Below are 7,217 nucleotides of genomic sequence, written 5' to 3'. Positions count from 1 at the left end.
CAAACGCCTCGACGCCATGACGCCGAGAGAGGCTCTCGACGAGCTACTCTCGGCGTCACTGACAGGCGGTGTTGCACCGACCACTTGAATCCACCCGGGAACGGTTCGCGGAGATCTGTCGCTTTCGCGGATCTGGACGTGCGGAAGGGCGGACGGGAGGCGCGGGGCGGCGCCGCCACGGGCCTCCCGTCCGGTGGTCGGCCACGTCGACTGCCGGAGTCACGTTGTTCACGTGACCGTAACGCCGGAATCCGCGTGTCGCTGGCGGGGTGTCGGAGGGCGGACGTACGTTGTCCCCATCGGGCACCGCGCCCGATCGAAGCGGCCACAGTCGGTGCTTCGGGACCCGCTCCACGGCCGCGTTCGAGGACATGGACCGGGCTGCTCGCGGCCCGGGGATGGAGTGGTCGTGACCTCTCAGAACGTCTCTCGCGGAACCCAGCACCAGCCCACCGCGGACTCGTCCACGTCGGTTGCCCAGCGCACGTACGTGCTCGACACATCGGTGCTCCTCAGCGATCCGCGGGCCTTGTTCCGCTTCGCCGAGCACGCGGTGGTCCTGCCCGTCGTGGTCGTCAGCGAACTCGAGTCGAAGCGCAACGACCCGGAGATCGGGTACTTCGCGCGGCAGGCCCTGCGGCTGCTGGACGAGATGCGCATCGAACACGAACGGCTCGACTTCCCGATCGCGCTCGGTGACGGCGGTTCCTTCCGCGTCGAGCTGAACCACTCCAACCAGTCCGTCCTGCCGTCCGGGCTGCAGCTCGGCGACAACGACTCCCGCATCCTCGCCGTCGCCTCGAACCTGCAGAACGACGGGCTCGACGTGGTCGTCGTGTCGAAGGACCTGCCCCTGCGCGTCAAGGCGTCGTCGATCGGCATGGCGGCCGAGGAGTACCGCGCCGAGCTCGCGGTCGACTCCGGCTACACCGGCATCGCCGACCTGCAGGTCTCGGGCGAGCAGATGGCCGACCTGTACGAGAAGGAGGAGATCCGCTCCGTCCAGCTCGACGGCGTGCCGGTCAACACCGGAGTCGTCATCCACTCCGAGCGCGGTTCGGCCCTCGGGCGCGTGCACACCGCCGGTTCCGTCGCCCTGGTCCGTGGCGACCGCGAGGTCTTCGGGTTGCGCGGCCGCTCCGCCGAGCAGCGGCTCGCGATCGACGCCCTGCTCGACTCCGAGATCGGCATCGTGTCCCTGGGCGGCAGCGCCGGCACGGGCAAGTCCGCGTTGGCCCTGTGCGCCGGGCTCGAAGCGGTCCTCGAACGGCAGCAGCACAAGAAGATCATGGTCTTCCGGCCGCTGTACGCCGTGGGTGGCCAGGACCTCGGGTTCCTGCCCGGTGACGCCGGCGAGAAGATGAACCCGTGGGCGCAGGCGGTCTACGACACCCTCGGGTCGGTGGTGTCCGACAACGTCCTCGACGAGGTGATCGAGCGCGGCTTGATCGAGGTCCTGCCGCTCACGCACATCCGCGGTCGGTCCCTGCACGACGCGTTCGTGATCGTCGACGAGGCACAGTCGCTCGAACGGAACGTGCTGCTCACCATGCTCTCCCGCATCGGGCAGAACTCCCGCGTGGTGCTCACCCACGACGTCGCGCAGCGCGACAACCTGCGGGTCGGCCGCCACGACGGCATCGCGAGCGTCATCGAGCGGCTCAAGGGTCACCCGCTGTTCGCCCACGTCACGCTGACCCGGTCGGAGCGCTCCGCGATCGCCGCCCTCGTGACGGACCTGCTGGACTCGCCCGACCTGGTCTAGCGCCCGGCTGTTCCCCACACGCGAAAGCGACAGATCTCCGCGAACAGTTCGCGGAGATCTGTCGCTTTGGCGGAGGGGTCAGCGCGGAGGGGTCAGCGCGGAGGGGTCGCGCGGCAGGAGCTCAGTTCGGGTGGGTCATGGACAGGACGTCCAGTGCCGCGTCGAGCTGCTCCTCGGTGACCTCGCCACGCTCGACGTGTCCGAGTGCCACGACGGCCTGGCGGACGGTGATGCCCTCGGCGACGGCGTACTTCGCGACCTTGGCCGCGGCCTCGTAGCCGATGACCCGGTTGAGCGGGGTGACGATCGACGGCGACGACTCGGCGAACGCCCGGGCCCGCTCGAGGTTCGCCTGCAGCCCGTCGATGGTCTTGTCGGCCAGCACCCGCGAGCTGTTCGCCAGCAGACGGATCGACTCGAGCAGCGCCGTCCCCATCACGGGGATCGCGACGTTGAGCTCGAACGCGCCGGACGCACCCGCCCAGGCGATGGTGGCGTCGTTGCCGATGACCCGCGCGCCCACCATCAGGGTGGCCTCGGGGATGACCGGGTTGACCTTGCCGGGCATGATCGACGAGCCCGGCTGCAGGTCGGGGATGTGCAGTTCGCCGAGCCCGGTGTTCGGGCCGGACCCCATCCAGCGCAGGTCGTTGTTGATCTTCGTCAGGCTGACAGCGAGCACCTTGAGTGCCCCGGAGGCCTCGACCAGGGCGTCGCGCGCGCCCTGGGCCTCGAAGTGGTCGACGGCCTCGGTGATCGGCAGGTCGGTGTCGCTCGCGAGCTGGGCGATCACCCGCTGCGGGAAGCCCTTCGGGGTGTTGATGCCGGTGCCGACGGCGGTGCCGCCGAGGGGGACCTCGGCGACGCGGGGGAGCGTCGCGGTGACCCGCTCGATGCCCAGGCGGATCTGGCGTGCGTAGCCACCGAACTCCTGGCCGAGGGTGACCGGGGTGGCGTCCATCAGGTGCGTGCGGCCGGACTTCACGGCGTCGGCCCACAGCGTCGCCTTGGCCTCGAGCGACTCGGCGAGGTGCTCGAGCGCCGGGACGAGCGAGCGCAGCAGGGCTTCGGTCACGGCGACGTGCACCGAGGTCGGGAACACGTCGTTCGACGACTGCGAGGCGTTGACGTGGTCGTTCGGGTGCACCGCGGTGCCGCCGATGTCCGAAGCCAGCGTGGCCAGGACCTCGTTCATGTTCATGTTCGACGAGGTGCCGCTGCCGGTCTGGTACACGTCGACGGGGAACTGGTCGTGGTGCTGCCCACCGATGATCAGGTCCGCCGCGCCCGCGATGGCGTCGGCGACGGCGGGCTCGACGATGCCGAGCTCGCCGTTCACGATGGCCGCAGCGCGCTTGATGCGGGCGAGCGCCACGATCTGGGCCGACTCGAGCCCGGTGCCCGAGATGGGGAAGTTCTCGACAGCGCGCTGGGTCTGGGCGCGGTACAACGCCGACTTCGGCACCCGCACCTCGCCCATGGTGTCGTGCTCGATGCGGAACTCGGTCTCGGTGGTGTCGGTCACGTCGTCGTGGTCCTTCCTGGGGTGCTCGCCGGACGCGGTCGCGTCGGGGGACTGCGCCGGCGCACGAGGTCTCCGTGGGTCACGGAACCGGCGCCGGGCGTCTCGTTCGACTGTACCGGTGCGACGGATGTGGGACGTGCGGGTGCGGCGCCGAGGGGCCGTCAGGCGTTGCCGACCACCGTGTCGATCGTGACCTCGCCCGTGCCGAGGTCGTAGGTCGCGCCGACGACGGCCAGCCGGCCCTCGGCGATCGCGTCGGAGACGGCCCCGGAGCGCTCGAGCACCTGGCGGAGCGTGGCCTCGAGGTGGGCGGCGCCGATCGCTTCCTGCGGGAGCTCGGCGTCGGTGGCACGGACCTTCTCGACGCTCGGGGCGATGGCGTCGACCAGGGCCTGCAGGTGCGGCGCGGGGACCGGCTCACCCGAGCGGGCCGCGGCGACGGCACCGCACCGTGTGTGGCGCAGGACGACGACGAGCGGGGTGCCGAGCGCGACGACCGCGAACTCGATCGACCCGAGCACGACGTCGTCGACGATCTGCCCGGCGTTGCGGATGGCGAAGAGGTCACCGATGCCCGCGTCGAACACGTGCTCGAACGGCACGCGCGAGTCGGAGCAGCCGAGGACGGTCGCGAACGGCGCCTGCGACCCCTGGAGCTCGGTTCGGCGGTCGGGGTCCGTGCGGCCCATGCGGCGCTTGTCGGCGGCGAAGCGGGCGTTGCCGTCGACGAGCAGGCGCAGGGCGTCGGACGGGGTGGAGGCGGCGCGGTCGGGCATGGGGCTCCTCGGATCGGGTCGGATCAGGTCGAGTGGTCGGGCTGCGGGGTGTCCGGCAGGATTCGTCCGGCGGTCGCTACTGGGAGAACTGCTTCGTCACGGCCGTGGCCACGGTGCGGTACGACGAGTCGTCGGCGGTGCCGGAGAGCACGATCGTGTTGGTGCCGAACGTGGACACGAGCGAGTACGCGTGGTTGCCGGCATCCGAGCCCTCGGCCCGTCGGTCGTACACGGTCCACTTCGTGCCGTCGATGACGCGAGTGCCGGTCGACGGTCGCTGGTCGAGCTGGTTCGAGACCCACGAGCCGTTGGCGTCCACGCCCTGCTGCAGGCTGAGGTACTGCTTGTCCGGGGTCACGAACCCGACGGTCCAGACGTCGACGTCGTCCGAGGTCTTGTCGGAGAAGTCGGCGCGGTTCGACGTGAAGCCGCTCGGCAGGTCGGGGGCGGCGAGCGAGATGTCGCCGACGTGGGCATCGGCCGCGATCTGCTGGTAATCGACGGTGCGGTCGACCGTGGTGTTCGGCCGCACGACCACGGCGACGAGGAACAGCACGATGCCGAGCGACGCGATGAGCGCGATCACGAGGTTGAAGGCCGTCTGGTGCTGGCGGCGAGCGGTCCGTGCGGCGTCCTTGCGTGCCCAGGTCTCCTCTGCCGTCTCGGGTCGGCCGAGCTCGGCGACGATCGGACGACCGTTCGCGTCGGTCATCGGGCGGAGCCGTCCTCGGCGCTGCTGGCCGCGCGGGCCGCGTCGAGCCGGGCACGAGCGCCGACGAGCCACTCTTCGCACCGGGCGGCCAGGGCCTCGCCGCGCTCCCAGAGCGACAGCGAGCGCTCGAGGGTCGCGGAGCCCTGTTCGAGCTCGCTCACGACACGCACGAGTTCGTCGCGGGCTGCTTCGTAGCTCAGCGACTGGACGTCGGTCTGCTCGGGTTCCTGCTGGGATGGCACGACTCGATCCTACCGAGGGTCCACCGACTGACCGACGTGCTCGCTGCGCCTGGGGAGAACACCGGCCGGTAGGGTCGCGCCATGACAGATCTCCCCGAGGGCGTGGACTGGTACCCGGCACCGGACGGACCGAGTGCGGAGCGCGACGGGCTGCCGGGCCGTCCCCCGCTCGCGGTCGTCCTGCCCGGCGGCGGGTACGGCATGCACGCCCCGCACGAGGGGGAGGGGTACGCCCGCTGGCTGAACGGGATCGGCATCGACGCAGTCGTGTTCGCGTACCCGCTCGCCCCGCACCGCCACCCGGACGCCGTGGTGGCGACCCGAGCGCTCGTCCGTGACCTGCGTGCCGGACGCTGGTCGGGCCTCCCGTCCGATCCGCGGATCGTCGTGATCGGTTCGTCGGCAGGCGGGCACCTGGCGGCCCTCGTGTCGAACGCACCGACGCCGGCCGAGCGCGCCGTGTCGGACGTCGACGACCGGCCCGACCTGACGGTGCTCTGCTACCCGGTGACGTCGATGACGGACCACCCGCACGTCGGCAGCGCTGACAACCTGCTCGGACCGGGCGCGAGCGTCCGCGAGCGGTCCGCGGTGGACGTGGACCTGCTCGTCGACGACCGGACTCCGCCGACCTTCCTGTGGCACACGGCCGAGGACGAGCACGTGCCGGTGACGCACTCGCTGTCCTACGCACACGCGCTGGCGCGGCACGGGGTGCCGTTCGACCTGCACGTGTTCGAGCGCGGGGTGCACGGCATCGGGCTCGCCGAGGGCCTCGGGCCGGCCGAGGCGTGGAGCACGTTGGCGACGACCTGGCTGCGCGACCGCGGCTGGTGACCAGGCCGTCGGCGACCCCGACGCGTCAGGCGGCCGACCCCGACCCCGACCCCGACCCGTCCGGACCCGGCCCGTCCGGCTCGAGCGTTCCGATCGCCGTCCCCGCGCCGAGCGTGACGTGCACCGGCGTCTGCCCGGTGAGGTCGTCGGACGACCGCACCACGCCGCCGTCGGCCCGCTGCACGATCGCGTAGCCGCGGCGCAGCGTGTCGCGCGGCGACAGCGCACGGAGCCTGGCGGTCAGGTGCCCGACCTCCGAGTGGCCCCGCTCGAGCCGACGGTCGAGCAGCTCCCGCGACCGGGAGAGGTCGCGGGCCACTTCCTCCGCACGGGTGTCGACGAGCCACGCCGTCGACGCGAGCGCCGGGCGTGACCGGAGGGCGGCGATCCGGTCGGCCTCGACCGCGAGCGTCTGCGACAACCGCAGGCCGATGCGGGCGCGGGCCTGCCGGACGTTCGCGAGCTCCTCCGCGACGTCGGGCACGACGCGCTTGGCGGCGTCGGTGGGGGTGGAGGCACGGAGGTCCGCGACCTCGTCGAGGATGGGACGGTCGGCCTCGTGCCCGATGGCCGACACGATCGGTGTGCTCGCCGCTGCTGCTGCGCGGACGAGTCCTTCGTCGCTGAAGCCGAGCAGGTTCTGGAAGTCGCCGCCACCACGGGCGATGATGATGACGTCCACCGTCGGGTCGGCATCGAGCTCGAGGATCGCCGCCGTGACCTCGCCCACGGTCCGCTCGCCCTGCACCGCGGTGTGGACGGTGCGGAACTCGACCTGCGGCCACCGGAGCTGCGCGTTGCGCTTGACGTCCTTCTCTGCGTCGGAGTCCTTGCCGGTGATCAGGCCGATGCGGTGCGGCAGGAACGGCAGGCGCTTCTTGCGTGCGGGATCGAACAGCCCCTCTTCGCCCAGGGTCCGGCGCAGGCGTTCGAGCCGTTCGAGCAGGTCACCGAGACCGACGTGCTTCATCTCGACGACCTGCATGGTCAGCGAGCCGCCCTTGACCCAGTAGTTCGGCTTGACCGCTGCGACGACCCGGTCGCCCTGCTTGATGTCCGCCGGCACCCGGGACCGCACGCTCGACCAGATCGAGAACGACACCGTCGCATCGACCTCGACGTCCTTGAGCTTGCCGTACACGTTGCCGCCGGCGACGTTCCACTGCGTGATCTCGCCCTCGATCCACGCGGTGCCGAGCCGGTCGATCCAGTCGCGGAGCTTCGCGCCGAGGAGCGCGACCGGCCACGGGTTGTCGGCCGTCGGCGGGCCTTGTTCGATCGCCATGTCGCTCCTTCTCGTGCGGGACGTCCATCGTGCCCGACACCGGTGACAGCGGGCGAGCGGCGGGTTCTCCACAGC

Annotated in this window: 7 protein-coding genes; 2 read left to right on the top strand and 5 right to left on the bottom strand. The window is 71.3% G+C overall.

Annotation, left to right across the window (positions count from 1 at the left end):
* The first annotated feature begins 403 nt into the window (after window positions 1-403).
* Window positions 404-1,765 carry a PhoH family protein gene (locus EDF53_RS14325; RefSeq protein ID WP_185021053.1) on the top strand — a complete coding sequence of 454 codons (1,362 nt, stop codon included), beginning with the start codon at window positions 404-406 and terminating at the stop codon, window positions 1,763-1,765.
* Between the two features lie 121 nt (window positions 1,766-1,886).
* Here EDF53_RS14325 and EDF53_RS14320 read toward each other — a convergent pair whose 3' ends face one another.
* From EDF53_RS14320 to EDF53_RS14305, 4 genes are all read right to left on the bottom strand, one after another.
* Window positions 1,887-3,290 carry an aspartate ammonia-lyase gene (locus EDF53_RS14320; protein WP_123294166.1) on the bottom strand — a complete coding sequence of 468 codons (1,404 nt, stop codon included), beginning with the start codon at window positions 3,288-3,290 and terminating at the stop codon, window positions 1,887-1,889.
* A 161-nt stretch (window positions 3,291-3,451) separates the two neighbouring features.
* A complete protein-coding gene (locus EDF53_RS14315) occupies window positions 3,452-4,066 on the bottom strand; it encodes a carbonic anhydrase (RefSeq protein ID WP_111084807.1) in 615 nt (204 codons plus the stop codon).
* A 76-nt stretch (window positions 4,067-4,142) separates the two neighbouring features.
* On the bottom strand, window positions 4,143-4,778 hold the full coding sequence (locus EDF53_RS14310) for a DUF4245 domain-containing protein (protein ID WP_123294165.1): 636 nt from the start codon (window positions 4,776-4,778) through the stop codon (window positions 4,143-4,145).
* Window positions 4,775-5,020 carry an exodeoxyribonuclease VII small subunit gene (locus EDF53_RS14305; RefSeq protein ID WP_111084805.1) on the bottom strand — a complete coding sequence of 82 codons (246 nt, stop codon included), beginning with the start codon at window positions 5,018-5,020 and terminating at the stop codon, window positions 4,775-4,777. Before EDF53_RS14305 ends, EDF53_RS14310 begins: the two co-directional genes overlap by 4 nt.
* Before the next feature lie 81 nt (window positions 5,021-5,101).
* Here EDF53_RS14305 and EDF53_RS14300 point away from each other — a divergent pair, with 81 nt between their 5' ends.
* Window positions 5,102-5,857: an alpha/beta hydrolase gene (locus EDF53_RS14300; RefSeq protein ID WP_260215765.1), complete on the top strand. Its 756-nt coding sequence runs from the start codon at window positions 5,102-5,104 to the stop codon at window positions 5,855-5,857.
* 25 nt (window positions 5,858-5,882) lie between these two features.
* On the opposite strand, the gene xseA is transcribed toward EDF53_RS14300, so the two are convergent.
* Window positions 5,883-7,142: an exodeoxyribonuclease VII large subunit gene (gene xseA / locus EDF53_RS14295; RefSeq protein ID WP_123294164.1), complete on the bottom strand. Its 1,260-nt coding sequence runs from the start codon at window positions 7,140-7,142 to the stop codon at window positions 5,883-5,885.
* Between the last annotated feature and the right edge of the window lie 75 nt (window positions 7,143-7,217).

This window comes from Curtobacterium sp. PhB78, from assembly GCF_003751685.1.
GTDB lineage: Bacteria > Actinomycetota > Actinomycetes > Actinomycetales > Microbacteriaceae > Curtobacterium.
Note: the sequence above shows the minus strand (reverse complement) of the source record. Positions and strands in the feature narration are given on the sequence as shown.

Coding starts and splice junctions, on each gene's coding strand:
- EDF53_RS14315 (WP_111084807.1), bottom strand. CDS start 4,066: ATGCCCGACCGCGCCGCCTCCACCCCGTCCGACGCCCTGCGCCTGCTC.
- EDF53_RS14310 (WP_123294165.1), bottom strand. CDS start 4,778: ATGACCGACGCGAACGGTCGTCCGATCGTCGCCGAGCTCGGCCGACCC.
- EDF53_RS14300 (WP_260215765.1), top strand. CDS start 5,102: ATGACAGATCTCCCCGAGGGCGTGGACTGGTACCCGGCACCGGACGGA.
- xseA (WP_123294164.1), bottom strand. CDS start 7,142: ATGGCGATCGAACAAGGCCCGCCGACGGCCGACAACCCGTGGCCGGTC.